This window comes from Paenibacillus sp. WG02 (genome assembly GCF_055396115.1).
In genome coordinates, this window is sequence record NZ_AP036016.1 from 2,504,866 (window position 1) to 2,531,602 (window position 26,737).

A 26,737-nucleotide genomic window follows, 5' to 3' on the forward strand; every position below is an offset into this window, starting at 1 on the left:
TTCGGAATGGACGTCACCCCGAACCAGCACAAACTCGCCCAGCAGTTCGTTACCCTGGATAACTTCTATTCAGAGGGCGAGGTGAGTCAGAACGGCTGGGCCTGGACCACCGGCGCTAACTCGAACCCGTTCAACCAGCTCGCCACGCACCAGGGTTACGGCGGTAATGGCGCGATCTACGACTCTGAAGATCAAATAGACTCGCATGTGGGGGTGACGGACCCTAACCGCGCGTACGTGTGGAACGCGGCTGCCGCGGCTGGAGTGACCTTCCGCAATTACGGAATGCACGGGGTGTGGGGTCCCATCATCACCAGCAAAGTGAGTATTCCGTCTGGTAAGGTCGGCTCCTTCGATCCGCTGCTCAACGATAATACGGACCATGACTACCCGATCGGCCTGAGCATCCCCGACGTTCAGCGATTCGAAGAGTGGAATAGGGAGTTTCAGCAGAACATCGCCAATGATCAACTGCCGACCATGCAGTTCATCCGCCTGCCGAACGACCACACCTCAGGAGCGGCGACGGCGAAGGCGATGGTTGCGGATAACGATCTGGCGCTGGGCAAGATCGTCGACACGGTGTCGCACTCAAAGTATTGGAACGACACAGCGATCTTCGTTCTAGAAGATGACGCGCAGGCCGGTTTTGACCATGTCGATGCACATCGGACGATTGCCCAGGTGATTAGTCCCTACACGCAGCGGGGCATCGTCGACTCACACTTATACAGCCAAGTGTCGATGCTGCGTACCATGGAGCTGTTCGTAGGCATGGGCCCGCTCACCCAATTTGACGCCGCAGCTATGCCGATGATCTACTCTTTTGGGGACAAGCCGAACTTCAACACTTACACCGCGGTGACAGCACCGGTCTCCCCTTCCATGGCGATGGAATATGATATGAATCCCGTTGAACCTGACATGGTCGACGAACAGAAGCTCAGCGAGGAGCTCTGGAGGGCCATCAAGGGACCGAATATCCCTATGCCTGCTTCGAAGAACCATATCTTCGGCGGTGAAAATGAAGCTGAAGAAAATGCTGGAAGCAAGAAGGGCAAGTTACTCTGGTAGAATCATCGGCGTAGCGTCTTCAGAAAAGGTATAGGAACTGTCACTCTAACGCTTTTCAGACTAAAAAAAGGACGTGAATAACGGGCCTTAAGCAGAAGCCCGGTCCATTATGCAACCAATGATAGAAGCAGTTATGAAACGTTCGGTTTTAGTTGTCGTATCGATTTTGCTCATCATGGGTTGGGGCGGGATGTCCGCCTATAAGATGGAACGCGATTACCTCCCTCCCATCAATAATTCTACGCTCATGATCAGTGTGCGCGCAGACAATTATCAAGCCGCTCAAGTGAAAGCCAGTTTAGCGGGAGTGATGGAGCAGGCGGTAAGCAACATGAACGGATTAGAGTCGGTGGAGACCAGTTCCTTCAACGGCGGTTTGTTATGCAGCCTCTATTTTCCTTTTCAATATGATATGGAAAAGGCCGAAGATGAGGTCAAGCAGGCTATGGCCGGTCTTACTTTTCCTTCCGGCGTGGACAAGCCTCTTGTCACTCGGGTGAGCACCAGCTCCTTCCCGATGATGAGGATTAGCCTGGCAGGCCAGTCTGATCAAACGGATGAAAATGGCCTCCGCACTTCGCTTCAAAACGAACTGGTCAATCAGTTGAAAAGTGTGCCGGGAGTAAGTGAAATACGTGTGACCGGCGGGGGGAATAACGGATTTGCGGTGACAATTCGGATGAAAGATCTGGAGAAGATGGGGTTCACCTTGGATGATGTCAAACGATCTCTGGCATCGCCCGGCAAGGACTTTCCTCAAGGGAAGATTGTTAGCAGCCAGATTACAATTCCTGTTCGAGTCACAGGTTGGGGGGTAAGCGCTCAAGATCTAAGCGAGACCCGGATTCAGGGGTCTGACGGGAAGACGATCCCTCTTTCTGCCGTGGCAGAAGTTTCCCCGTCGATGGTCGACCTGCAGACAATTTCTCGTATGGATGGAAAACCAAGTGTCATCCTGGACGTGCTGAAGAGTCCTTCGTCGAACATAACCGATGTGTCGAATCGGGTGCATCAACGAGTTCATGAACTGCAGGGTACATTACCAAGCGGTATTCAGCTTTCGATCCCCTTCGATCACGCTGAAGATATTCAGGCATCGCTTAAAGGGCTAATTCGTGAAGGACTGCTAGGTTGTCTGTTTTCGATGCTTAGTGTTCTGTTGTTCCTTCGAAATGTCCGGGCGACGCTATTGATCGCCATCTCCCTACCTATATGCCTGTTGGCAACGACCGCTCTGTTGAAAGGGATGGGAATCAGCTTGAACATCCTTACCGTATCCGGATTGGTAGTTGCAATGGGAAGAGTCGTGGATGATTCGATCGTCATTGTTGACAATATGTATCGAAGAATCCAAGAGTCGGATCGAAAAGTGTATCTTCATCACTTGGCTGGAGCGGTTCGCGAAATGATGCCCGCCATTGTGTCGTCGACGGCGACGACGATCGTCGTGTTTCTCCCTATCCTGCTGGTGGGAGGAATCGTTCAATCCAGCTTTGCGTCTTTCGCTTGGACAGTCGTCATTGCGTTGATCGTCTCGCTTTTGGTTTCGATTGTTGTCATTCCGGCTCTTGCCCATCTCTGGTGGAAAGATTTTCGAGTGAATGCGCGTACGGTTGAGCCCCTTGTGAAACGAATCCTGCAATGGGCTTTTCCAAGAAAAAAACGGGTTGTGGGTTTGGTTGTTGTTATATTTATCGGTACGATTGCTCAGGCCATCTTTCTTCCTGTGAATTTTCTCCCTGCAAGCGGTCCGGGCGCAATCTCGATCAAGGTAGCATTACCGGAGAAGAGTTCTAGTCAGGCCGTTGATACCGAAGTGAAAAGGGTTGAGGATCTTTTGAAATCGGATCCGCAAATCGCCACTTTTTCTGCAACCATAGGGTCCTCCTTTATTCCGATGTTCGACGATGTATTTGACGAAGGGGGAGGATGGATCCAGTCATCAAAGGAAGCCAATCTCATAGCCAATTTAAAAGCAAACGCTAATCTGGACACCGTTGTAACGGAACTTAATAAAAAACTATGGAATCTGAAAAGCGCAGCCCGGTTTACAGTGACGAATCGGAACATAGCAGGCGATGATTCGTTGTTAAAGATCGTCATCACAGGAGCAAGCGCCAATGAACTCGATACGGTAGCACTGAATATTCGTAATAAACTGGCGTTAGTACCGGGACTTAGTGTAGAAGGGGCTGAGAATGATACGGAAAGCGGTCCCGCCTACCACTTATCTCTTAACGAAGATCAAATCAAACGCAATGGGATCAAAGTAGAGGACATTCTAAATCGGATTCAGCCGTATGTATCCCAGGGAACAAGGATAGATATAGCCGCAGGCGATCAACGTATACCATTGATCATCAACACGGATCTCGATGCTACCTCAAAACAATCCGGGAAGGACGTCTTGGCTTTATTATCGGGTGAAACGTTCCAATCCAAGGATGGGCATACCATAAGCTTACAGCAGCTTACTTCTCTCGCTCCAAACAACGAACTATCCGTATATCGGGATCGGGACGGTCAACCTTTTGCAGTGGTTACAGCCAATATTGTATCCAACGATGTGGAGAAGGTGACCAGCCAAACGCAAAGTCTACTTGAAGGATTAACGCTTCCAAGAGGAGTGAGCTATTCGTTCGGAGGGATCTCCGGACAGGTGCAACAAATGATCATGGAAATGGCAATAGCCTTGTCGATTTCGGTTATTCTCGTTCTCCTGATTGTGAGTACGGTCTTTCGGGGATGGAAGGCTCCTCTCTCGGTACTCGTATGCATTCCGCTATCCGTCATTGGCTCGGTATGGGGAATGGTTGTATTCGGCATGCAGTGGAATCTTGCCGCATTTATCGGGATCTTAATGCTCGTGGGTATTGTGGTCACCAACGGCATTGTACTCGTCGATAAGATTGAGCGGAACATGGCAAGCGGGATGATTCCGGAAGAGGCTATTCTACAGGGGACGATGTCCCGAGTGCGTCCTATCCTGATGACAGCGTTCACGACGATTTTGACGTTGCTTCCACTTGCGCTTTCTTCGAGAACGGATACGGTCATTTCCCAAACTCTTGGGGTCGTGGTTGTGGGTGGGATGCTCAGTTCAACATTCATTAGTTTGATTGTTATTCCTGTCATTTATAAGTGGATGCATAAAAAATTAGGATAGAAGAGAGGGGATGCCAACATGGTTTCCTTACAAAACGTGTTGTTATTCAAAAAAGGATACCGAAAACTGGTGCGTCTAATCAGTTGTCTTGCGATCATCATGTTGATCTTCAATGGATTCGCTGCATCTTTCATCGCTGTTGCTAACGGCTCTACAAATGGGACGATTACGTCGACGAATGCGAGCAACCCGGAAGAATTGCTGCATTTGAATTTCGATGACAATGTAAACGATAGTTCTATCTACAACACAAGTGTCAAAGTTAACGGGCCTGCTCCTGTTTATGTACCCGGCAAATTTGGCAAAGCGCTTCAGTTTGGTGCGTCCAGCGTAACCGATGCCACTTATTTGGATCTTGGCAACTCGGATCAATTTAATAATTTTGGGAGATACACGGATTTTACCATTGCTTTTTGGACGAAAATTCCAACAACGGATAATGTGGAAACATCCATTATCTCAAACATGGATTCGAGCACAGGAGCGAACAATGGCTGGAGTATTTCCGTTGCAGGAAACGTAATCAGATCCAAGTATACCACTTCCGGCAATCCGGGTTTGGTCATGAATATGAATGGTGTTGTCGATAACGGGTGGCATCATGTGATTGTTTCGTACAAACGGGATGGAATGGCCACATTTTATCGGGACGGCGTCGCAATCTCAGCTTACGATATCAGCTCGATCATGGGGGAAATTGACACTCCCTTTACGCCAAAGATCGGAGTCGATGGAAAAGGCCAGTTCTTAGGCAAAACCAACGTCCTCCTCGATGAGATGAGAATGTTTAGAAAAGCCGTAACGGCTGATGAAGCGATGAGTTTATACAGAGAAGGGCAAGTATTTGTCTCAGGGGTTTCCGTCGATAAACCGGTTGTAACCTTAAATAAAGGGGAAACGACTCAGCTTAATGCCATTATTGCTCCGTCTAATCCGGATAATTCGAATGTGACATGGAAAAGCAGCAATCCGTTCGTTGCGTCCGTTTCAGGCGGACCGAATGGAACAGCCGTTGTGTCGGCAGTTTCCGGGGGGACAACGAATATCACCGTAACCACGGCCGATGGAGGATTCATGGCGGTTGCGAACGTTACGGTCACCGGTCCGTCGAACCCGGTCACCCAGGTTAAATTGGACTCATCTACGCTTGAAATGCGGCAAAGCCAGAAGGCCAATCTTCATGCGATCCTATCCCCGGCAATGGCAACGAATCAAAACTTGATTTGGTCATCCAGTGACCCGGCGATCGCAGGTGTAACGGGTGTGCCAGAAGGAACCGATGCCGTTGTTGAAGGACTGAATCCCGGTTTTGCTATCATTACGGTTAAAACCGAAGACGGAAACTTTACAGACACTTGTATCGTCTCGGTAGACGACAGCGCGGGCAATAAATCGGCCATTCTAAAAATGAGCTTTGAGAATAACATGTTCGATATAGCTAGGAATGTTAATGCAGCCGTCTACGGAACCCCGGCATTTGTTCCCGGCAAGGTCGGCAATGCACTGCTCCTTGATGCACCGGGACAATATCTGGATCTAATCAATCCCCAATTCGGGTATGCTGCTAATATTGATTTGTCGTTCTGGATAAACTCATCGGCAACGATAGATAATCGAATGATCATTTCCAATAAAGACGGATCCGATCCTAATAGCACAGGTTGGTCTGTCGGGCTTGAGAACGGCGGGTTACATTGGAACTATAAGACTTCAGGCAGCGCACCGCTCGATTACGTCATTGCAAACGTAGCGGATGGCAACTGGCATCATATTGCCATATCCCATGACCGATCGTATGACAAATACGCCGATTTCTACAAAGATGGAGTATTGATAGCCAGCGTTGATCTTTCAAACAATGTAGGAACGATTGATTCCGGGTTTTCCACGAAATTGGGCGCAGACGGAAATGGGAATTTCTCGGGTAATGCAAAGGTAGAAATTGACGAACTGCAAATAAGCTCGATTAGCGTTGCTAATGCGCCAACCAATGTACAAGCTACAATGGTTAATGTCCAGGCCAATCAGGTTAGCGTAACTTGGAATGCGTCTACAAGCGGTCAAATTGCTACTTACAAAATTTATAGAAGCTCGTCGAGTGATTTCGTACCGGACTATACCAACTATTTGGGGCAAGTCGCGGGTACAAAGCTGACATATACGGATACGTTAAACAATAAAGGTACCTACTATTATAAAGTAATGGCAGTGGATAGCGGAAATGTTTCGGCTACCTCTGACTCTTCTCCCTCCTTAACGGGCGGCGGCTTTGTTCCTGATTTACCGGAACCTCTAGCCTGGTGGAAGTTCGACGAAACTGCTGGGACGACCGTAGCCGATTCCTCAGGCAACGGTATCACGGGAACTGCGTATAACAACCCGACTTGGACCACTGGTAAGTTCGGCGGAGCAATTTCATTGAATATGGGTTCTACTCAAAATCAACGTGTTGAGTTTCCATCTGCGAAATTGAATCCAACGGATGGACAGACCGTGATGTTTTGGTTCAAAACTACTGAACCAAATGGAGCTTTCACCAACGAAAATGTCTACCGCCATGATGGGCATTTCACGGCCTTGCAGTTGTCTGCTGGTTCTGGATCCCCGCGTGCCGCATATTGGCCCTCAAGTGCAGGCAGTTATGTAGCTGCTCCTTTTAGTAATTGGTCGACATACAAAGATAACAATTGGCATCATTATGCAGCAGCTTACGATAAAAATACAGGATTAAAGATCTATGTGGATGGTGTTCAAGTAGCCAGCAACAGCACCAACGTCGGAGCACTAAAAACATCGGCTAAAAATGTCGTGTTGGGAGCTGTAGAAGGGGGTGGCGGCGAAAGTTTCAAAGGATCTCTGTCTGACGTTCGTGTATATAGCAGCGCGTTAACCCAAGGCCAAGTGCAGCAAGTAATGAATCCAGTTGCATCGATCTCCGTAAATGGCGCAGGAGGTGCGAATGCGATCACTGTCAAGAATGGCACATTGCAAATGCAGGCTGCTGTTCTGCCTGTCAATGCAAAAAGTAGTGTAACATGGAACGTCTACGAAGCCGATGGTGTCACAGCGACGGATAAAGCGTCTATTGATGCCAATGGTTTGCTTTCGGCTAAAAAAGACGGGACCGTGAAAGTGGTTGCGGCAGCCACTGACGGCAGCGGCGTGCAAGGATCCACTACGATTGCGATTAGCGGTCAAACACTGTTTGCATCAATGTCTGTAAGTGGCGCAGGAGGTGCGAATGCGATCACTGCAAAGAACGGCACCCTGCAAATGCAGGCTGATGTTCAACCCGCTGGTGCAAATTATCGTGTAGCATGGAGCGTTTTCGAAGCCGATGGTGTCACAGCGACGGATAAAGCGTCTATTGATGCCAATGGATTGCTTTTGGCTAAAAAAGACGGGACCGTGAAGGTGGTTGCGGGAGCCATTGACAACAGCGGCTTTCAAGTATTGCAAGGATCCACTACGATTACGATTAGCGGCCAGAATGTGCCGATACTTGTGGGAATAACAGCGCCAGCTAACATCACCGGGCTGGCTAATGGAACGGCGAAGACAGCGGACGCCCTTGGCTTGCCTGCAACCGTAGCACTGGTCACCGATACAGGAAGCGTGAATGCCAACGTGGCATGGAATGTTGATGCATCGAGCTATGATCCAGCCCAAAAGACATCACAAACGTTCAGTGTAAATGGAACCGTAACCCTGCCGGCAGGTGTGGAAAACCCGAACAATGTAGCTTTGACCACGAGCATAAGTGTGACTGTGCTTGCAGCGCCATCATTGCCCCAGTCTACATTGACAGGTGTACAGCAGGTAACTCCTGGCCAAACCTTCGATGTAAAGATGGGATTGGTTGGCGTTACGCAAAGTGTATACCAGCAAGTGTATTCACAAGATTTGACGCTGCACTATGATCCGACGAAATTGCAGTTCGATTCGGTTGCATCGCTAAAAGATGGATTCCGGGTCATCGATACAAAAGAGACGGCACCGGGACAAATCCGAATTGTGGCTGCCAGCCCGGGCGCGAACGTGCCTGCCCAAGGCGATATGCTCGCCTTCAGATTTACAGCTAAATCTGTAACTCAGGCGACGTATACGACGACTATTTCTGTAGACAATATTGTGATTGCCAATGGACAAGGGAATGAGCTGAAGGTCGGCGCTGCTTCCCGTGAAATACAAATAAGTATACCTGTAGATAAGTCGCTCTTGAATGTGTTGATCGCAAGCGCTCAGGCCAAGTACAATGCTGCAGTGGAAGGCAATGGGGACGGATTGTATGCAGTTGGCTCCAAAGCACAATTACAGTCGGCAATGGACACGGCCAATGCGATAGCAAACGATCCGAATGCCGATGGGCAGCAGGTGGATAGTGCGAAATCCGCATTGGAAGCAGCAATACTTGTGTTTGAAACTAAGAGAATAAACGCAGATGTCAATGGAGATGGAAGTATCTCGATTGGAGACTTGGCTATTGTTGCAGCGGCTTACGGCAAAACCCAAGGTCAGTCGGGCTGGAATGAGTTAGCGGATGTAAATAAAGACGGTAAGGTTGGCCTTGAAGACCTTGCAATCGTAGCTTTAGCGATGTTTAAGTAAAATACCAAGGAATATTGTTGAATGAAAAGTTGAATTGATCGTATTAGCAAAATTGAGGATTGATCGGCAATGGAATGGGGGGGAGAGCTTATCTCCCCCTTCTGTCGTCTATATGGCCAATTACACTAACAATTTTTGAAAGGGTGGATTACTTTGATGTTAAAAAAACTTCTCGCATTCAGTCTGACGTTGCTTTTGATTGTGTTCATGCTTCCCCAGCCTCTTGTTCATGCAAACCCTAGTTCGAGCTTTTTACTTTCCATCACGGAGCCAAGCATATCGGTGGGTAATAAGTTTGAAGTGAAGGTAGAAGGAAAACAATTAAGTGATATGTACGCATTTGAAGTTAATTTATCGTTTGATACAAGCCGTTTAGAGTTTCTTAAAAATGACTTTCAAAGTAGCGGCTTTACAGTGGGGCCTAAAGTGGAGGGGAACAAAATTCAAATCGCATATACGCAACAAGGCAACGTTCCTGGCCAGAACGGAGATGTAACACTGGTTACGCTGCCATTTTATGCGGTAAATCAGGGATCGGCCGATATTGTACTGGACAGCATAACACTGATGAAAAAGGTGGATTCGCACTTAGTGACTGAATTTTTTCCAGGCAATAGCAAGGTCGTGGCTACAATACAAAACGGTAATGAGGTCAAAATTCCTGCTGTGCCTGCTGGTATGACAGCTACAGCAGTAAGTACCTCACAGATTAACGTAACTTGGAATAATTCAAAAGACGCAGCGGGTTATGACCTGATGGTAGACGGAGTTGTTCAAACGGACAGATCAAGTCCATTCGCGCACACAGGTCTTGCAGCAGACTCAACCCATACCTATATGGTGAGGGCAAAGAATTCTGCAGGAGTCAGTGAATGGAGTACACAGGTAAGTGCAAACACTCAGAGATCATCAAACAACGGTAACAATGGTAACAACGGTAACAACGGTAACAACGGTAACAACGGTAACAACAATAACAATAACAATAACAATAACAATAATAACAACAATAATAAAAACAAAAATAATGTATTCAATAGCGATATTGTCAATGAGATTAAACTTGTTAATACGATCACTTCCAGGGTAGAGGAAGCCAAGAAAGCTGATGTAAAGGTTGAACTGACTGACATTAAAGGACACTGGGGTGAAAAGACCATAAATACATTTGTGAAACTGAGCGTCATTGATGGTTATGAGGATGGAACATTCCATGCGGATGATCAAATCACACGTGCCGAGTTTGCAATGATCATTTCTCGCATATTCGATATCAACGGCGGCACTAATCCATCGGTTGTTCTGAACGATATTGACAGTCACTGGGCTAAAACCGCCATCGAGAAACTCGCTAGCGCAGGGGTGATTACCGGTTACGAAGACGCTACATTCAAGCCGGACAAAACGATCAGCCGAGAAGAAATGGTCGTTATTATATCCCGTATTATCAACTTGAGTATGCTGGACAAAGATGTTTCCAAGGGCAACTTGACGGATATGGCAAGCGCAAGTTCATATGCTGTGAATCAAATCAAAGATGCAGCAGAAGCTGGCATCATCAGTGGCAAAAACAATGGGATATTTGATCCACAAGGCACATCCACACGTGCAGAGGCACTTACAATCATTCTAAATGCATTAAACCTTAGTCCTCAAGTGAAAGCACTCTTAGACAGCTTGTAATAATAGCAATATGTTCTAGTCATAATTACTAAAAGGAGATTGTGAATATGCCATCCACCTATACTCGATTCAGTATTCACACCGCTGCGGCAATCTGCTTCCTCCTTATCGTTTTCGTTATTATTAACAAAGGCGCACCGTTACTTTCCTTTGTGACTACCGAACAAATCCAATCGTTCAAAACCATCTTTATCAGCATTATATTGGAAGCTATCCCTTTCGTTTTGCTCGGTGTATTGCTGTCTGCATTGCTGCAAAATTTTGTTTCCGAACAAACGATCCGTCGCTGGATTCCTTCCAATCCATTACTGGGCATTATCTTCGCCTGTTTATTGGGCATTATTTTTCCGGTGTGTGAATGCGGTATGATTCCCGTCGTCAGAAGACTGATTTTGAAAGGAATGCCGGTATATGTCGCCGTCGGACAAGGTCCGCTTACGTGTTTGGCTGGAGGATGGCGACTGATTAACGATCACCGGCTGGTGTCAGGGAGACCGTGGAGATTCTAAACATTTTAAAGAAATAATGCACAAGGTCGGACAATTATTTTGAATACGCATGACTTATTGATTGTTCAGCAGGCGAAGCGGATTGTGTGGTTTAGGGATGGGCGTCTAGTTCATTAACTGGGGACTGAATATACAGTATCTGATAATGGCCTTACGAGAAATCGTAGGGCTTTTGATTTTTCAAACTTGGGTAGCAAAGATCAGAGGTATAACAAACTATAACATCAGGTACGAGTAGGCTATTGCTTTTTTAATTTATTTAACAACATTTTTCCTAAAAAACCCCGGCGTTTCCCCCGTTATTCTCTTAAACGCATTTGCAAAATGTGGAACGTCCGTAAAACCGCAAAATTGTGTAATATCTTCCATGGTGTAGTCCCCTTGTTTGAGTAGCTCTTGGGCATGCTGAATGCGCAAATGCAAAAAATATTGATGGGGAGAAACGCCAAATTTTTCTTTGAATAAAGCAGAAAACCTTGAAGGCGAGAGTCGTGCTCTCTTAGCCATATCATCGAGTGATAACGATTCCGAAAGGTGGCTGAAAAAGTACGAAGTGATCCAGTTCAAAGATTGTGGTTTTAACGATTTATCTTCTTGCTTCAAATCACTAAATTCTTTCAATAAACCAATGATCAAATCCTCGAGCAAATGATTGGCTTCCATTTGGCTGATCACATCCCCATTTTGCCAAAGCCCAACCATTTTTAACAAAGACTCTTTGTAAACGGAGCGATGTGTAAGCTTAAATTGGACAGGGATCGAAATGTTCATGAAGTCGTTCAGTCTAGGCTGTAGAAGATGCTGATATTCACTTAGATCGATCTGCCCCGGCTTTGTTGGAAAGCTTTGTTCACGTGCTGGATTATAGAAAAGATCGAAATGTGCAAATGGCGTTATCGTTTGAGTGATGCCCTTTAAAGAACACAGTTCACCCGGTTGAATAAGGCAAAAGTCGCCTTCCTGAAATTCGTATAAGCTGCCATCTAGCTCGATTTGACAATTTCCTTCTTGAATGTAGATAAGTAAATAATCCAAGAGTTTCCGATTAGGTACGCTCCACCCTGGTTGTCTTACTGCATAGTCGGATTCTCGGATGTAGGGGACGATGGGGCGCTCTTTTATGGCTTCAAGAAAAGATTGTTTCAAGGGGACAGCTCCTTCTAGAACTTTTAAAGATAATAAGATTTTACAAGAAAACAGTAGGGTTTCACAATGCTTTTTTAAGATAATTACTATATATTTAAAATAATTCTTAAAGATTGGAAAGGGAGGATTATACATGACAAGAGTAAATAATAACAATTTAGGCTTGATCCCTCTTGCAGGTGTTTGTAGTTATGAAGACGCTTGCAAAGTTGGCTATGACATCGATCATAACGTGAATTTACTAAGAAGATATTTGTATTCAGAAACGCAGTTGAACCAAATTTTCGCAGCGCATATCTCGAATACCCCTGAATGGGAAGTAAAGGGTGCTTTTGGACTGCATATTTGGCTTGACGCTGAGCATAGTGCCGCACTTCGGAAACGGGTTACGGAGATGAGGGAACCGCCTTTGCATTTGGATAAAGTGCCGGATGCTCAGATCGAGGCATTCTTTGGCGAAGTGATACGCGCAGAGACAACATTGGAGCTTCTTGTGGGAATTTATAGAGTTGCAAAACCGGAATTAGTACGTTCCATGAAAAAGCATTTATCGGAAACAAATCCGTTAGTCGACCAACCAACCTGTCGTGTCTTGAAGTTGATATTAGTAGAAGAGGAAGAAATGATTCAATGGGGAGAGGCTGCTGTTCAAGCTCTTATTTTTACAAATGAAGATGAGCTCACCGCACAAAAATGGCAAAAGCATCTCGAGTCGTTTCTTTATGCTGCAGGAGGCATTTCAGGGGATTTGGCAAAGCCTGAAGACTGGCGGCCTTCGGAGCCCCGTTCAAACGGGCAGCCTTTTGCAATTAATGTTGAGCCTCGACGTGATGCCAGATTTTCGGATACCTATAATTCAGCAGCTAAAATCGACCATCACTTTAATGATGGAAATCGCCTAGCAGACGAAAGAACGTATGCGCTCCTCTATAAACGTCTGCGTGAGATGGACGTACCTGAGTGGATGGGACCTATTATCTATAAAACAAATGGCAAGCCGTGGGAGTACTATCAGGACTTGAGTCGACAGCTATGGGACGAGGCTCGTCATTCGATGATGGGTGAAGTTGGACTATACCAGGATGGCGTTGAATTTTACAAATATCCGGTAGAATTTTTAACAAGCATGGCATTGAACTGTACAGCTACACCACTGGAGGCGCATCTTGTTCTTTGGTACATTGAGCAAGGATTAATGCCCAAAGACACTGGCAAACATCTTGAATGGATTATAGCCAAAGAGTCGGATAACGATCTTGCAAAAACGTTTCAGGATTATGATTGGGCTGATGAAGTATTGCACGCGCAAATCGGCAGAAAATGGTTGGTTCCTGAGTTTAAGAACATGGAAGAGCTTAAACAGCAAGCGGAAAGTGTAATGAAACGGAACCTAGAAGAAAAGGTCAGATTGAGTGCACAATCGGATCAAAAAGATTGGTGGCCTGAATTTCTCGCAGAAATTCGTGCAGGAAGAGAAAGAACACGTGGAGGAGTAACGGCATAATGAATTTGACGGAAGGGGATTGGAGTTCCCCCTAAGACACATATGATTTTTCACTCACGTGCTTTTCAAGAGTCCTCTTTTTGAGGGCTCTTTCATTTATCGTATAATAGAGAAAAGTGCAAAATCTATGTGTCGGAAGGGATCTACATGGCAGTCAAATCAGATTACAAAAAGATGAGCCGTATTTTAAATGAGACCGCAGTTGATTTGCGCGGAGAAGATTTAAGTTTTAAGGTGCATTATTGGGGGGCTATGCCGGAACACTTTGATAATCCGCTGCATCGACATTCCTTTTTTGAGGTTTGTTATGTTCTGGCAGGTGAAGGGAGCTATTTGGAGTCTGGTGAAGAATATCCGCTCCGTCAAGGAACATTGTTCTGTTCAAGACCTGGCAAATGGCATCAAATTAAAAGTGAGGGAGGGATCGAACTCTATTATGTTGCCTTTGAAGCGGATAGCTCTCGGTCTTCGGAAGGGACTTTAAACCGTTATGTACAAATGATGAGTTTAAATAAAATTATTGTGCCAATGGCAGAAGAAACGGTGACGGCCCAGACTTGGCGCATGCTGTTCACGCTGTGCAAGCAGGATCGTGCCATGACAAAAGAAATGATTCACAGTTTTGCGTATGCTTTGCTTATATCTTTTTGTAGTGAATTTACGGAGGTTGCCGAAAGTGACGACTTGCCGGAGCATCAACAAATTTCTTCCTATTATTTGCAGCGAGCGAAACTTTTTATCGAGGACAATCTATCGTCTTCCTTAAGTATTACACAGTTGTCAGCCTATCTGAATATGACGGAGCGCCATTTGTCACGATTGTTTGCCATGAAAGTCGGACAATCTTTTTCGCATTATGTGCAAGAGAGAAGAGTTAGGAAGTCAATCGAGCTTCTTCTCGAGACGGATTGGACAATAAGTCGGATCGCCCAGGAGACTGGGTTTGAATCGGTACATTATTATACAAGAGTTTTTACCCGTAAAATAGGCGTTGCTCCAGGGAAGTTTCGCAAATCCCAATTGTCAGAAATACCTTTTAGTTGATTAAGTCACAATATAAATTGTGAATTGTAAATTGCCGGACATAAATTTTTCTGCATACTGGAACAGGAGTTATAGTATAATCAGACCAGGTCGTGAAGCACGCGCCGTCTGTTACCGGTTCATAGAACCGTGCAGGCGGCTATTTTATTTCCGGGAGGCAAATGAAGATGGAGACGATCAAGGAGCTACTGAATTCGGACGAGTCATTCACTTACGCTTACACAAGATTTATGGAAGAGCAAATCAAGGGGAGCGCGGGAGAGAGGAAACGGAGGTTGCTTAGCGAAAAACGGTACGCGGAAACTTTGTTCCTCAAGGATGTATGGTGGCCAGCCTTCGGTAACTTTCGACGCTTGTTCGCCGAGTTTGAGATCCGAGACTTCAAGGATGGCTGGCGGTACTTGGATTTTGCATTCATCATCAACGTTATACGCATATGCATCGAGATTGACCCGTATGGGACACATTTTCGCAACATTGATCGTAATCGATACGATGACAATTTACACCGCCATAACGACCTCGTTTTGGACGATTGGAAGATTTTTCGGTTTTCGTTGGATGATATTAAGTACAATCCCCGCAAATGTCAACAGACGATCATGCAAGCAGTAGCGAAATGGGGTTTGGAAAATACAAATAATCTACTTCATTTACTTCCTATAGAATATGCTGTTTGGAAATGGGTTGAAAACCATGACGACATGGTCACTCCAACATCAGTAGCTAGAGCGCTTCGAATCAATCGAGAAACTTCCACCAAGTATCTTAAATCACTTGTAATAAAAGGATTAATCATTCCTGCATCCAAAGAAGGAAAGAAGATTATGCGATATCGCGCAAAATCTTCAATCAAAATTTAGTTGAAAGCAGAGAGCATCAACCGAAAAACTCTCCTGGCTAACGCGGGAAGAACCAACGTTAGCTTACTTACCCCATCCCTTATGATAGCTAAAGCTGGATTTTCCAACCTTGATATGTCTATCCACCTATCCACCCTCTCTGACGCTGGATAATCCATCGTGGACTTATCAGATTCCCCTCTCCCCATCTTTGAAGCTGGATTATCCAGCCTCGGTATGCTTGTCTAACTTGCCCACCCTACCTGACGCTGGATAATCCGTCGTGAGTTCGTTAAATTCCCCCTTTTCTCAGTTATCGACGTGAGACTTAAAATCACTCTTTAAGAGTTGATAATCCTTAGCCATACTATTTGTGGTCGTCATAATTTAAGTTCTGATGATGTGAAAGATGTGAATGTCCGTTTAGTGCAAATGAATGTCCTGTTATTTCAAAGACAGTGAGCCCTTAAACCTTTATCATTAAGAAAGCGCTAACACATTGATGAACAAGGAGGAAAATCAGTGTCTAATCAATACATCAAAAGAGATTATTCTCTTACAGGACCAGAAAACAAGCGAGCTCATGAAAAAGGCTTAGCAGCAGCAGATTGGTACACGAGTCCGATTCCACGTCAGCGACTTAAAGAGCTTATGAAGCGTAAGGATGGTCCTGCAATTCGAGATACAATCATCATGTTTGTATGGCTCATTGGTACAGGTATTCTTGCCTATTACACGTGGGGTACTTGGTGGGCTATACCGGCATTTGCCGTATATGGAATAAGTTATGCTTCGACTGCTGACTCAAGATGGCATGAATGTGGTCATGGCACAGCATTCAAGACAGCATGGATGAATGATGCTCTTTATCAAATTGCCTCATTCATGGACTTAAGACCACCGACTCCTTGGCGTTGGAGTCATGCTCGTCATCACACGGACACTTATATTGTCGGTCGTGATCCGGAAATTGCTATGACTAGACCCCCTGTTTGGCGGATCATTTTTGGAGAAATCGTGCATATCTATGGCGGTTCAAGAGATCTCAAAAGCATCATCATGCACTGCTTCGGTAAGCTGACTGACTCAGAAAAAGACTATGTTCCAGAGACTGAATTCAGAAAAGCTGTTTGGATTTCACGTATATGGGTGCTGATATTACTAGGCTTCATTATATGGTCGATTCAAATTGGGAGTATTTTACCGCTAATGTTTGTTGGTCTTCCTACCTTCTATGGTCCGATTCTCCTTTTATTAGTGGGTCTAGCTCAGCATTTGGGTCTTCATGAAGATGTTCTGGATCATCGCTTAAATACGCGTACGATTTATTTGAATCCATTCTTTAGATTCCTTTACTGGAACATGAATTATCACATAGAGCATCACATGTTTCCGATGGTTCCTTATCACGCATTACCTGCCCTTCACAAAGAATTGATGTTTGATTATCCAGCACCAAGTCCTAGTCTATGGGCGGCTCTCAAAGAAGTTATTTCAGCACTCATTAAGCAGAAGAAAGAACCGCAATATGTGGTTGACCGCCCCCTGCCTAGATCAGCTAATCCCTATTATTACGGTGTACACGCTGAAAAGGCAGTGCCTTCGCGGGTGAGTAACGAGCCAAAAGCAATGATTAACTAAATGATGAGAGGAAGATGAGAACATGGCAGGAAACAAGGCAGTTGTCTACAGTAAACCCGGTAGCGTTGAGGTGCGTAATACGGATTATCCAGAATTGGTACTGAAAGATGGTCCAGGTGTCAATCCATTAAACGTAGGACGAAAATGCGAGCATGGTGTCATTCTGAAAGTAGTAACCACTAACATTTGTGGCAGCGATCAGCATATGGTTAGAGGTCGGACAACTGCGCCGTCAGGTCTCATCTTAGGACATGAAATAACTGGTGAAGTCATTGAAGTAGGACGCGATGTTGAATTTATTAAAAAGGGAGATTTGGTCTCCGTTCCCTTCAACATAGCTTGTGGCCGTTGCCGCAGCTGTAAAGAACGGAATACGAATGTATGCTTAAACGTTAATCCGGATCGTCCTGGCTCTGCCTATGGTTATGTAGATATGGGTGGATGGGTCGGCGGACAATCGGAATATGTCATGGTTCCTTACGCGGACTTCCAATTGCTGAAGTTCCCAGATAAAGAGAAAGCCATGGAAAAAATTCTTGATTTAACGATGCTTTCCGATATTTTCCCTACGGGTTATCATGGTGCGGTTAGTGCAGGAGTTCGACCGGGTTCAACCGTATACGTCGCGGGTGCTGGCCCTGTAGGTCTTGCTGCAGCTCACTCTGCACAACTGCTTGGTGCAGCGGTTGTTATTGTCGGTGACTTAAATGCAGAGCGACTAGCTCAAGCGAAAAGCTTTGGTTGCGAAACGGTTAATCTTCGTGAAAATAGCGATTTGGCGGGACAAATTGATCAAATTTTGGGCTTACCGGAAGTGGACTCTGCTATTGACTGCGTAGGCTTTGAAGCGCATGGTCATGGTAAAGCTCATGGCGAAGCGCCAGCTACGGTGCTGAATTCAATTATGGAAGTTACGCGTGCAGGAGGCAGCTTGGGTATACCCGGCCTTTATGTAACCGGCGATCCGGGTGCTGTAGATGAGGATTCAAAGATTGGCACACTAAAGATTCGTTTCGGTCTTGGTTGGGCTAAGTCGCATACCTTCGTAACTGGGCAAACGCCAGTCATGAAATACAATAGAGACTTGATGATGGCCATTCTCAGCGGTAGAGCACAAATTGCTAAAGCGGTTAATGCTACACTCATTTCGTTAGAAGCTGCTCCGCAAGCGTATCAAGATTTTGATCGCGGTGTTTCCAGAAAATTTGTTATCGATCCACACGGTCTTGTTAAATAAACCTACACTTAATTACTTGGAGGTACGTATGCAGCATTTAGAGGGTTGGGTTGAAGCTTGTGAAGTTGATGCTATTGATGAGGAAGATGTCATTCGATTCGATCATGGAGATCGTACGTTTGCTATTTATCGGACAGCGAAAAGCAAGTATTATGCGACCGATGGGTACTGCACCCATGAGAAGTTTCACTTGGCGGAAGGACTAGTGATGGGCAATACCATTGAGTGTCCCAAGCATAATGGTCGATTTGATTATACAACAGGTGAAGCGAAGCGTACGCCGGTATGCGTTGATCTAAAAACATATCCTGTAAAGATTGAAGAAGATAAGCTCTTCATCAAGATAGACTGAGGAGAGAATAGAAGATGGCTGACTTAGGAATGGTTATTGTTGGTGCAGGTGAAGCTGGTGCGCGAGCAGCTGTGGAGCTGCGAATGGAGGGTTGGAGTGGGCCGATCACGCTAATAGGAAAAGAAAAACTGGCGCCTTATGAACGACCGCCGCTTTCCAAAAGCTCATTGGTGGGTGAAGACGAGCCCACACCAAAGACTATCCTTGACGATGCTAAGCAATCACAGTACAACATTCAGTTAATCACGGATAGCACGGTTGTAAAGATTGATCGGGATCAACATGTAACAGAACTTAGCAATGGGCAGCAAATAAGGTATGAGAGGCTCTTGCTTGCCACAGGAGCCTATCCACGTCGATTGAACATGGAAGGCTCCGATACCACGGATTTTTTATATCTCCGGACATTCGCTGACTCGCTTGTACTACGCTCAAGATTTCAATCAGGAAAGCACATTGCTGTAATAGGGGCTGGCTTTATTGGTCTTGAAGTAGCGGCAAGCGCGCGGGAAAAGGGTTGTTCGGTTGCCGTTATTGAGGTTGGACCACGCATTCTGATGCGGGGAGTTCCTGAGGAAATTGCGAACATTGTAGAGGCACGTCATCGCAAAGCAGGTGTCGAGTTTAAACTTGGGGTAGGGATTGGGCACATCGATAAAACGGAGGATGGACATTCGATTACACTGGTTGATGGAACTGTCATCCATTGCGACACGGTTGTCGTAGGAATCGGTGCTATTCCTGAAACATCATTAGCTGTTCAAAGCGGACTTACAGTCGATAATGGCATATGGGTGGATGAAAGACTCGCAACAGCTGACTCCGATATTTTTGCGGCGGGTGACTGCTGTTCTTTTCCGCATAGTCTCTTTGGAGGGAAGCGTATTCGACTTGAGGCTTGGCGTAATGCGCAAGATCAAGGAACGCTTGCAGCGCATAACATGCTAGGCGCCACTAAACCTTATCTAGATATCCCATGGTTCTGGTCGGATCAATATGATCAAACCTTACAAGTCACTGGATTGCCGGATTGTGGCGTGAAAACAGTGGTCAGAAATTTGAGTGAGTCCGACAAGTTTTTCTTTCATCTGTCGGACAAAGGTCATTTGGTTGCGGCAAGCGCCGTGGGCTTAAACTCTAAAATTGCCAAGGATATTCGTCTTGCGGAAATGCTCATTCACAAACAAGCGGTACTAGATCCTAAAGACTTAGAAAATCCGGTTGTGAAATTAAAGGCGCTTTTGAATTCTGAATAATCATTTTAAGGAGATAAGCATGAGCCATTGGAATCGAATTAATGATGGGACTGTACATCCACCCAGACTGCATGTACAACAAGCCATATGGGGAATGGATGGGCTAGGGGAGAATGGCAAAGAGTGGTCTTTAGAGCAGAAATTCGAGAAAATCGCTGAAGCAGGATTTGAAGGTGTGAGTTATTTGTTGCCTTCACATGAAAATATGGATACCTGGCACCGTTTACTTGACCGCTATAAGCTGAGCTTCAGTGCCATTGCGTACCCTGCTAAACCACAAGATATGATTGATATCATTAAGCATGCTAATGAATTTGGCAGAGTTCAATATATTAACTCGCAGGTGTCGAATTCCTTCGTCATTGATCAAGAAGCGATTCATTTACTTGATGGCTTGTTAAAAGTATCCGAGGAATCCAAGATTCCACACTTTATCGAGACCCACAGAGGGACAGTCACGCAAGATTTGATCCGCACCGCAGGATATGTAGAAGCTCTTCCGGAACTTAGACTCATGATCGACTTATCGCATTATGTAGTAGCAGGTGAAATCCTAGGAACTAATGAGAACGTGGAAGCTCACTTCGATAAGATTCTAGATCGGTCCGCTGGTATCCATGGCCGTGTTTCGAGTGGCGAACAGATACAGGTAGATGTAGGTGTGGATGGCGATCATCCTATGCTGGAGCATTTTACACGCTGGTGGCGTAAAGGAATGGTGCATTGGCTCAAACAAGCGAAGCCCGGGGATTTGTTCCCGTTCTGCTCAGAGCTTGGACCGCCCAACTATTACGGGATCACTCGCCGAGATGAGCATGGACAAGAACATGAAGTCTCTGATCGCTGGCAGCAAGCGTTACTATTTAAGCAAATTATCGAAGAGCAGTGGAAGAAAGCACATGAGAGTTAGCGATATTTTTGCTAACTCTCTTTTAATGCTACATGAATTTCTCGTATTGAACGATTGTCATTGGAACTAGAAAGGGGAACTAGTTTTGCTGCGAAAACCCTTGCCATTTCAATATCGTCTTATAATTGTCATTATATTGACTGTATTAGTACCATCTGTATTGCTCAATTGGCTGACATTTTCAATTATAAAAAATCAAATGCTTACTGATGCAACAACTTGGTTAACGGGTATAACCAAAAATTCCGGGGAAACCATGGATAGTTATATTAACTTAGTAAATGGCGTTACCAAAAATCCAGAATTTGATGTTACACTGATGGATATTTTTGATCGGCATCGGTTTAATAAAGAAGGAAAGTATGGGTACTCAATTGAAGAGATCTCACAAATCAACGGTTGGCTTTCCATGTTAACTCAGATGGATAATAATATTGTTGCCGTGAATTTTCTTGATGAGTCAGGCACTTTATTTCATCTGGGAAAATTAGTAACTGTTGACGATACGGAATGGTTGCAAAAGACAGAAGCACTTCATGGTGCAAGCGCCGTTTGGTCACCAGTAAAAACAGAAGACGGAACCATCGTGTTCTCCGTTTCAAGAAAAGTTATAAGTCCGTCAACCTTTCATAATATTGCGGCGATTCAAATATTTTTTCGATTAGATTTTCTTACACTGAAGCAGAATGAAGTCTTTTTAAAAGAAGGTGATTTTGTCATTCTGGACAAAGGCAACACAGTTGTATTCAGGCAAAGTGAACGGGAGGGAGGGAACGGGCAACGTTGGGATGCTCCCAATCAGGTTAAAGCCACATTTAATTCTTCCTTAACGGGTTGGAAGCTCGTCGGTGTCGTACATAAAGATGTTTTGTTTCATTCAATCGATCGAATCCAGAGATGGGTCTATTTAATTATTGCTCTCTTCATTTTAATCACAATGTGTATTGTATTTTTAATAAGCTTCCAGCTAACGAATCCTTTAAGGAAACTAAGTAAACTAATGCTCGACGCAGTCAAAAGAAATTTTGAAATCGATGTAATTTCAATTAAACGCCATGATGAAATCGGACATATATCGAGTAGTTTTAATAAAATGATTAACCGAATTCATAGTTTAATTCAGGATGTGACAGAAACAGAGCAGAAGCGCAAACGTTCAGATATAGCCGCGTTGCAGTCGCAAATCAACCCGCATTTTCTTTATAACACGTTAAGTGCAATTGCCATGCAAGCTGAAATGGAAGGAAGCTATAAAGTTTCCGATATGGCTTCGCAATTAGGAAGATTTTTAAGATACACGATCGGCTATCACCAGGATTGGGTCCAAATATCTCAGGAATGCGATCATTTGGGCATTTATTTTCGCGTGATGCAGTTCCGATATCCATTAATTGAATTTGAACTTCAACTCGATGAGAAAGTGAAAGATTGGCTCGTTATTCGGCTTATTTTGCAGCCTTTAGTAGAAAATGCTATTCTTCATGGCATTGTACCAAAAGGAACAAATGGAATCGTGAAAGTAGCCATTATAGAGTCTTCCGGCCCGACAGGTGATGATCGTCTTATTATCCAAGTTGAGGATACCGGCGTAGGTATGAATCAGGAAACAATGGCTGCTCTTAAAAGTTATTTAAAGGGATCAATTGTAGACAATAAATCTAATTATGGAATCGGTTTGAAAAATGTCTATGATCGGATTTCGCTTTCCTATGAAGAGAGATTTGTATTCGAAATGATGAGCGAGGAAGGAATTGGATCACGGATACGCATAGAATTACCAAGGAGGCATACAAATGAGAATCTTGGTGGTTGAGGATGAAGAACTGTTACGGCAAGGTTTAATCAATATGATTGAACGAATGAAATTACCATGTTCCGTTGTTGCTTCATCAGCAGATGGCGAGGATGCGCTAGAGCAGTTGTCTTATATCGGCATTGATTTAATTATTACCGACATTAGAATGCCGAAAAAGGATGGACTGCAACTGCTTGGAGAAGTGGCTCTTTTGTACCCGGAAATCCGGTCCATTATTCTTAGTGGTTACGATGATTTTGTATATGCAAGGCAGGCGATGAAATTAAACTGTATGGATTACTTGTTGAAACCATTTATTTATAGCGAGCTCTATGAACTTTTGGACAAAATAAGTCAAGATATTATCACTGACCAAGCTAAGATTGTGGCTGCTTTGAGACAGAAGGGGATATTAAATCAAAATCAATACTTCATTCGACATGAATTTTTGAGGAAATTCATCCATCGAATTAGAATACCGCAGATTGATTCCCTCATTGCGGAGGCAGAGCAGATCGGCATTGCTTTGCGTGCGACCCATTATTTCGTAATTGTCATTCAATTTGAAGACAAGCAGCGTATTCAACGAAATTACGAGAAAAACGATTGGACCTTAATGAAATATGCTGTACACAATGTAATTGAGGAAATGATGGGCTATTCACCTTGCTTCTATGATGAGGAAGAATTTCTTGTCGTGTTGAGCACTGATGTCAGAGAGATGGATCCGTTATTGAAGCTATGCTCGGAAATGCAAGTGAAAATAAATGAACTTTTTAAACTGGTTGTTTCAATCGGAGTTTCTAACCTACATGAGCTAGCGAGTATATCGAATGGCTATAAAGAAGCAAAAAAGGTTCTTAAATATCGGCTTATTTCCGATGGCAGCGTAATCATACTATATCAAAATGTAAGCGCTTTTAAAACTAGTTCCGTTAAGAGGTTACTTGATCCATTAGCTGATTTGTTCGAACTTGATGATGCTGAAATTGTGCAGCAACGACTCAAAGAGTGGTATGAGAGTCTCAAAAATGAGGAGCTTTCATGGGAATCCATAGATACAATTGAAAAAGAACTGAAAGTGGTTTTTCCCGCACTGCTCAGACATTTTGCTAAGAAACTCGTTGATGAATCCCCTTACGCCCAACTGGGATCTGAGATCGAAATTATTGAATACTCGGACTCATTCTATACAAGAATGCATCCTATTTTGAAAATGCTGAAAGAGATCAGCACTCATACCAAAAAAGGGAAAATCGAAAGCCGAACTTCAGATCAGGTTATGAAATATATGAAGGAGCACTTTAGGGAGAATATCACGCTAACGTCTATATCAGAGCATATCTATATGAATTCCGCTTACTTGAGTGTGATGTTCAAAAGGAAAACAGGGAAAAGCATTATCGAAGTTTTAACGGAAATCCGTATGGAGGAAGCCAAAAGGCTGCTATTGGATTCAGATTATAAAACGTACCAAATTGCTGAAATGATTGGATACAAAGATGCAGCGTACTTTTCAAATGCATTCAAGAAATATCATTCCTTATCCCCGCAAGAGTTTAGAAAATCGAATCCTCGGTAGTTCAATAAATTTTACAAGAAAAACAATATTTGCTCTATGGGAACGGGTTGTCAACCTATATAGAATAAAGGTGTAAGTCATTGAATCCATCTTATTCAAACGGGGGGAACGCAATGAATAAAAAAAGGATTTTGTTAAGCTCTGTTCCATTGATGCTGAGTTTAACGGTTATGGGTTGTTCAACGAATTCAACCACTCAACCAGCAGCAAGTACAAAGGCGGAGAGCACGACTGCAGCAGCAACTAAAACGCCAGATGCAACGAAAGCACCGGAACAAGCCAAACCGATTAAAGCTAAATTTTATTTCGATTTTCCTGGCCTGAGTAACTATATTACAAATGCGAATCCGACTCTTCAGAAAACAGACAATATAACGTTAGAAGGGGTCCCCTTCACGGATACAACATCGTATCAAACAGCTGTGCGCGTTGGCTTTACAACGCGGGAAGCACCGGATTTGTTTAAATGGTGGAACGGGTATAAGTTGAAAGAACTCGCTGACAGCGGTAACTTGGCCGATATGACGGAGCAGTGGAAGGGAATGATCGCCGATGGCGTTTCGCCATCATTAGCGGCTCCACTGACCGTGAACGGTAAAATATACGGGATCCCTGCGTCGGCTCATTATTGGACGGTATTCTATAATAAAAAGGTGTTCGCTGATAATGGTTTACAGGTCCCTGCGACCTGGGATGAACTTATGAAAGTTAGCGACACACTTAAAGCAAAAGGCGTTACTCCTTTTGGGACGTCGCTTAAAGACTCTTGGCAAGGATTTATCTGGTTTGAGGATCTAATGGCTCACTCTAACCCTGACTTCTATAATAAGCTGGTCATTGGTCAAGCGAAATATACGGACCCCGAAGCGGTAGATGTTATGAAACTATGGAAATCGATGTACGATAAGGGCTACTTCTCTAAACCTATGGCAATGGATACTGAAATTGCACCTGCTTTTGCTAAAGGACAGATTGGTATGTTTTTGGTTGGCACTTGGTATGAAAGCTATTTAACTGGTGCAGGACTGAAGGCCGAGTCAGATTTCAGTTCCTTTGTATTGCCGCCTGTTAAACCGGAAGCTGGAAAAGTTGTTATCTCCGAAGTTACCCCGATTTTAGTCTCGCAAAATGCGAAGAATCGCGATGATGCGATTAAAGCTGCTGTTGCCATGACTAAAAAAGATGCGAGTGAAAAAATGTTGGAAATTTTTGGCGGAATACCAACTCGTAAAGATATTGTGGCATCAGACCCGACCATCAAAGTACTCGCTGATTCAATTGCCAAAGATAATTATAAAGTCGTGACTCGTTACTGGGAAACTACTCCTTCAGAGCTTTCAGAGTACGGTTCAAGCGAATTTATCAGATTTATGCTCAAACCTGATTCCTATATGGAAGTGCTGAATAACATTCAAGCTAAGGCAGATAAATACTGGGCAGATCACAAATAAATAGGAAAAGGGTTAAGGAGTTAACAGCTTCTTAACCCTACTTATTTTGGGGATCTTTAGGAGTGTGTTGCGATGAACTATTTTAAGAAAAATGGGGAAGCCTTGCTTTATGTATTACCTGCTGCTCTCATGGTCAGTGCTTTTTTCATATCCTCGGTAATCTACACATTCGTGATCAGTTTTACGAACTGGGATGGATTAACAACAGCTCATTGGGTGGGTTTGAAAAATTATTTGGCCGTATTTAACGATGTGACGTATGTAACCTCCTTAAAGAATACGTTCATCTGGGTCGTTGTATCATTAATCCTACCGGTCGGACTGGGACTTCTTCTTAGTGTGCTGTTACAGAAAATTAAGGGGCAAAGGTTTTTTAAAAATTTATTTTATATGCCCTATGCGATGTCATTGACCGTTGTCGGTGTCATTTGGATCTTTCTTTTTTCAACAAGCGGTTTCAATTATCTTTTAACTCAACTCGGTTTAGAATCTTGGACGAGGAATTGGTTGCTAACGCCAATTTTCAATACGTTTGCTATGATTGCTGCTTCTGTATGGCAGGGAACGGGTACGAATATGCTGTTGTTCTTGGTAGGTTTAGGATCATTGCCGAAGGATCCGTTCGAGGCGGCGGCAATTGATGGGGCCAATCGGTTTCGCATGTTCTTTTACATAACGCTGCCACTTTTAAATCCAATAACGATTGTTGTTCTAGGCTTATCTTTAGTAAACAGCTTCAAAATATTCGATATTATTTGGGTCATGACGCAGGGAGGACCCTATCGTTCCTCCGAAACACTTGCCGTTACCATGTATCGCGAATCGTTCATGTTATTTCATTTCGGTCAAGGTGCGGCTATTTCAATTTTGTTAACGATATTATCCATAGGTGCTTCTTGGTTTTATTTAAGAAAAACCATTGTGGAGGAGGGGTAGC

Annotated in this window: 17 protein-coding genes and 1 pseudogene; 17 read left to right on the top strand and 1 reads right to left on the bottom strand. The window is 44.3% G+C overall.

Annotated features, from left to right (window positions below; genetic code table 11):
* Positions 1–6: 6 nt before the first annotated feature.
* The 5 genes and pseudogenes from ACBP55_RS11280 to ACBP55_RS11300 form a co-directional block, all read left to right on the top strand.
* Positions 7–1,074: an alkaline phosphatase family protein gene (locus ACBP55_RS11280; RefSeq protein WP_464651566.1), complete on the top strand. Its 1,068-nt coding sequence runs from the start codon at positions 7–9 to the stop codon at positions 1,072–1,074.
* Between the two features lie 109 nt (positions 1,075–1,183).
* A complete protein-coding gene (locus ACBP55_RS11285) occupies positions 1,184–4,240 on the top strand; it encodes an efflux RND transporter permease subunit (protein WP_464651567.1) in 3,057 nt (1,018 codons plus the stop codon).
* 18 nt (positions 4,241–4,258) lie between these two features.
* Complete coding sequence (locus tag ACBP55_RS11290) at positions 4,259–8,848, top strand: LamG-like jellyroll fold domain-containing protein (protein WP_464651569.1); 4,590 nt, start codon at positions 4,259–4,261, stop codon at positions 8,846–8,848.
* A 156-nt stretch (positions 8,849–9,004) separates the two neighbouring features.
* Positions 9,005–10,531: an S-layer homology domain-containing protein gene (locus ACBP55_RS11295; RefSeq protein WP_464651571.1), complete on the top strand. Its 1,527-nt coding sequence runs from the start codon at positions 9,005–9,007 to the stop codon at positions 10,529–10,531.
* 119 nt (positions 10,532–10,650) lie between these two features.
* A pseudogene (locus ACBP55_RS11300) lies at positions 10,651–10,953 on the top strand (permease); the annotation flags it as partial.
* A gap of 342 nt (positions 10,954–11,295) precedes the next feature.
* Here ACBP55_RS11300 and ACBP55_RS11305 read toward each other — a convergent pair.
* Positions 11,296–12,342, bottom strand: coding sequence for a helix-turn-helix domain-containing protein (locus tag ACBP55_RS11305; protein ID WP_464651573.1), 1,047 nt, complete (start codon positions 12,340–12,342; stop codon positions 11,296–11,298).
* On the opposite strand from ACBP55_RS11305, the gene ACBP55_RS11310 reads away from it, so the two are divergent.
* From ACBP55_RS11310 to ACBP55_RS11365, 12 genes are all read left to right on the top strand, one after another.
* Positions 12,320–13,690 (top strand): hypothetical protein, encoded by a 1,371-nt coding sequence (locus ACBP55_RS11310; RefSeq protein WP_464651574.1) that lies wholly within the window; start codon positions 12,320–12,322, stop codon positions 13,688–13,690. The two genes, ACBP55_RS11305 and ACBP55_RS11310, sit on opposite strands and share 23 nt — an antisense overlap.
* A gap of 147 nt (positions 13,691–13,837) precedes the next feature.
* Entirely contained in the window at positions 13,838–14,734 is an 897-nt protein-coding gene (locus tag ACBP55_RS11315) for a helix-turn-helix domain-containing protein (RefSeq protein ID WP_464651576.1), read from the top strand.
* 167 nt (positions 14,735–14,901) lie between these two features.
* Complete coding sequence (locus ACBP55_RS11320; protein WP_464651578.1) at positions 14,902–15,597, top strand: DNA-binding response regulator; 696 nt, start codon at positions 14,902–14,904, stop codon at positions 15,595–15,597.
* A 501-nt stretch (positions 15,598–16,098) separates the two neighbouring features.
* Entirely contained in the window at positions 16,099–17,217 is a 1,119-nt protein-coding gene (locus tag ACBP55_RS11325; RefSeq protein WP_464651580.1) for a fatty acid desaturase family protein, read from the top strand.
* 22 nt (positions 17,218–17,239) lie between these two features.
* Positions 17,240–18,454, top strand: a complete 1,215-nt coding sequence (gene fdhA, locus ACBP55_RS11330; protein ID WP_464651581.1) for a formaldehyde dehydrogenase, glutathione-independent — start codon at positions 17,240–17,242, stop codon at positions 18,452–18,454.
* A gap of 28 nt (positions 18,455–18,482) precedes the next feature.
* Complete coding sequence (locus tag ACBP55_RS11335) at positions 18,483–18,806, top strand: MocE family 2Fe-2S type ferredoxin (RefSeq protein ID WP_464651583.1); 324 nt, start codon at positions 18,483–18,485, stop codon at positions 18,804–18,806.
* Between the two features lie 14 nt (positions 18,807–18,820).
* Positions 18,821–20,062, top strand: a complete 1,242-nt coding sequence (locus ACBP55_RS11340) for an NAD(P)/FAD-dependent oxidoreductase (RefSeq protein ID WP_464651585.1) — start codon at positions 18,821–18,823, stop codon at positions 20,060–20,062.
* Between the two features lie 19 nt (positions 20,063–20,081).
* Positions 20,082–20,972: a sugar phosphate isomerase/epimerase family protein gene (locus ACBP55_RS11345; protein ID WP_464651586.1), complete on the top strand. Its 891-nt coding sequence runs from the start codon at positions 20,082–20,084 to the stop codon at positions 20,970–20,972.
* 85 nt (positions 20,973–21,057) lie between these two features.
* Entirely contained in the window at positions 21,058–22,785 is a 1,728-nt protein-coding gene (locus ACBP55_RS11350) for a sensor histidine kinase (RefSeq protein WP_464651588.1), read from the top strand.
* Positions 22,766–24,349 (top strand): response regulator, encoded by a 1,584-nt coding sequence (locus ACBP55_RS11355; protein ID WP_464651590.1) that lies wholly within the window; start codon positions 22,766–22,768, stop codon positions 24,347–24,349. The genes ACBP55_RS11350 and ACBP55_RS11355 overlap by 20 nt, the downstream gene beginning before the upstream one ends.
* 113 nt (positions 24,350–24,462) lie before the next feature.
* Positions 24,463–25,800, top strand: a complete 1,338-nt coding sequence (locus tag ACBP55_RS11360; protein ID WP_464651592.1) for an ABC transporter substrate-binding protein — start codon at positions 24,463–24,465, stop codon at positions 25,798–25,800.
* Positions 25,801–25,872: 72 nt separating this feature from the next.
* Positions 25,873–26,736 (top strand): carbohydrate ABC transporter permease, encoded by an 864-nt coding sequence (locus ACBP55_RS11365; protein WP_464651593.1) that lies wholly within the window; start codon positions 25,873–25,875, stop codon positions 26,734–26,736.
* The last annotated feature ends 1 nt before the right edge of the window (position 26,737 follow it).

What these genes read in the sequence shown, in the direction of transcription:
- ACBP55_RS11280 (WP_464651566.1), top strand. Translation starts at nt 7, where the DNA reads ATGGACGTCACCCCGAACCAGCACAAACTCGCCCAGCAGTTCGTTACC.
- ACBP55_RS11285 (WP_464651567.1), top strand. Translation starts at nt 1,184, where the DNA reads ATGCAACCAATGATAGAAGCAGTTATGAAACGTTCGGTTTTAGTTGTC.
- ACBP55_RS11290 (WP_464651569.1), top strand. Translation starts at nt 4,259, where the DNA reads ATGGTTTCCTTACAAAACGTGTTGTTATTCAAAAAAGGATACCGAAAA.
- ACBP55_RS11295 (WP_464651571.1), top strand. Translation starts at nt 9,005, where the DNA reads ATGTTAAAAAAACTTCTCGCATTCAGTCTGACGTTGCTTTTGATTGTG.
- ACBP55_RS11310 (WP_464651574.1), top strand. Translation starts at nt 12,320, where the DNA reads ATGACAAGAGTAAATAATAACAATTTAGGCTTGATCCCTCTTGCAGGT.
- ACBP55_RS11315 (WP_464651576.1), top strand. Translation starts at nt 13,838, where the DNA reads ATGGCAGTCAAATCAGATTACAAAAAGATGAGCCGTATTTTAAATGAG.
- ACBP55_RS11320 (WP_464651578.1), top strand. Translation starts at nt 14,902, where the DNA reads ATGGAGACGATCAAGGAGCTACTGAATTCGGACGAGTCATTCACTTAC.
- fdhA (WP_464651581.1), top strand. Translation starts at nt 17,240, where the DNA reads ATGGCAGGAAACAAGGCAGTTGTCTACAGTAAACCCGGTAGCGTTGAG.
- ACBP55_RS11335 (WP_464651583.1), top strand. Translation starts at nt 18,483, where the DNA reads ATGCAGCATTTAGAGGGTTGGGTTGAAGCTTGTGAAGTTGATGCTATT.
- ACBP55_RS11340 (WP_464651585.1), top strand. Translation starts at nt 18,821, where the DNA reads ATGGCTGACTTAGGAATGGTTATTGTTGGTGCAGGTGAAGCTGGTGCG.
- ACBP55_RS11345 (WP_464651586.1), top strand. Translation starts at nt 20,082, where the DNA reads ATGAGCCATTGGAATCGAATTAATGATGGGACTGTACATCCACCCAGA.
- ACBP55_RS11355 (WP_464651590.1), top strand. Translation starts at nt 22,766, where the DNA reads ATGAGAATCTTGGTGGTTGAGGATGAAGAACTGTTACGGCAAGGTTTA.
- ACBP55_RS11360 (WP_464651592.1), top strand. Translation starts at nt 24,463, where the DNA reads ATGAATAAAAAAAGGATTTTGTTAAGCTCTGTTCCATTGATGCTGAGT.
- ACBP55_RS11365 (WP_464651593.1), top strand. Translation starts at nt 25,873, where the DNA reads ATGAACTATTTTAAGAAAAATGGGGAAGCCTTGCTTTATGTATTACCT.